Raw genomic sequence first — 1,640 nt, 5'->3', positions numbered from 1 at the left:
CCCACCCGCGACAGGTGCGCCGCACACAGGCGCGCCACAGGCTGCTCGCCGGCCAGCGCAATGACCGGCACACCCATCCACAGTGAGTGCATGGTGGTGGTGCCGCCGTTGTAGGGGAAGGGGTCGAGCGCAATGTCAATTTGGTGATGCAGCGCCAGGTACTCGGCCATGCCCACGCGCGGCTGCAAGATGAGCCGCTCGGGGCCAATGCCGGCCTGGCTGAATAAATCAAGAAGCCGCTGGCGGATGCCTTTGTTCATTACATTGCCCAGCATCAGCCGCGCTTGGGGCAGCGCCTGCAAAATGCGCGCCCACAAGTTGATGACCGCCGGGTTCACCTTGCTCAGGTTGTTCAGGCAGGCCAAGACCAGTTCGCCAGAACTCAGCGCTGGCAGTGCATTCACTTCAGGCGCGTTGGGCTCGGGCGCAAAGGCCATGCCGCCGGGAATGCGCACCAGCGCCTCGCTGTGGTAGCGCTCGGTGAGGCCCGGTGGGTCTTGCCAGGGGTCGCTGATGCGGTAGTCGAAGGCGGTCAAACCGGTGCTGCCGGGGTAGCCGATATAGCTGGCCTGCACGGGCGCGGGCTTGCGGGCAAAGACCGGCAGGCGATTGCGCCCGGTATGGCCCGACAGATCGACCAGGATGTCGATGGCATCGAGACGGATGCGCGCTTCGAGTTGATCGTCGCTCAGGGCGTTGCAGACGCACCAGTGGTCCGTGCTGCGCATCATCAGGTCGGTATGGCTGTCGTGAACGTCGTGGTTGTAGTAAGCAAAAATCTCGAAGCGGGTTTTGTCGTGGCAGGCGAGGATAGGTTCCAGAAAATAAGCCACAGAACCATTGTAAAAATCGCCCGAAACATAGCCCACTTTAAGGCGGCGCCCGGGCTCACGACGGTTGCCGTGCGGTTGCCAGTGCGGTTTGAGCGGCGCTTCAAAGCGCTCGGCGTAGCGCTGGTGTTCGGCAAACAGCGCAGCCGGCGTGCAATGGCTCGCGCATTGCAGGGCGAACAACAAATTGCTGAAGACGTCGGGGGCATCCGGCGCGCTGGCAAGCGCCTGGCGGTAGCTGGCGATGGCCTCGTCAAGGTGACCCAGCCCCAGCAGCAGGTCGCCCAGGATCGAGTGCAGCCCGTCGATGGCAGGGTTGAGCTGCAGCGCCCGGCGGTAGCTGGCAATGGCTTCCTCCAGCCGGCCCGCCGAGTGCAGCGCCAGACCGAGTTTGCTGTGGAGGTCGGCTTGATCGGGCCGCAGCAAAAGCGCCTGCCGGTAGCTGGCGATGGCCTGGTCGAACTGCCCGGTTTCCTTGAACGCATTGCCCAGATTCTCGTGCGCTTGGGCAAAGTCGGGCGCGATGGACAAGGCCTTGCGGTAGCTGGCGATGGCTTCGATCAAGCGGTTTTTGGCTTTGAACGCCGTGCCCAGGGCAAGGTGTGCCTCGGCAAAACCGGGCTGGAGCCGCAGCGCCTGCCCGAAGCATGCGATGGCCGCATCCAGTTGGCCCAGGTCCTGGTGCATATTGCCCAGGTTGAAGTGAAACGTGGGGTCATTTGGCCGGGCCTGGACGGCTCTTTGAATCAGCTCAAGGCCGTGGGCGCTGCGGCCCTGCTGGTGCTCGATCAGGCCGAGCAGGTGCAGCGC

1 protein-coding gene is annotated in these 1,640 nt (G+C 64.0%); it reads right to left on the bottom strand.

The genetic code is table 11. The features are described 5' to 3' along the window. Nucleotides 1-1,640, bottom strand: a 1,640-nt coding sequence (locus IBX54_RS14995; RefSeq protein ID WP_296543449.1) for a tetratricopeptide repeat protein, incomplete at both ends; no start/stop codon positions are given.

Origin of the sequence: Rhodoferax sp., assembly GCF_014859475.1 — a bacterium.
Taxonomy (GTDB): Bacteria; Pseudomonadota; Gammaproteobacteria; order Burkholderiales; family Burkholderiaceae_C; genus Rhodoferax.
The sequence above is the reverse complement of the archived record's forward strand: the minus strand, read 5'-3'. Positions and strand labels throughout refer to the sequence as shown.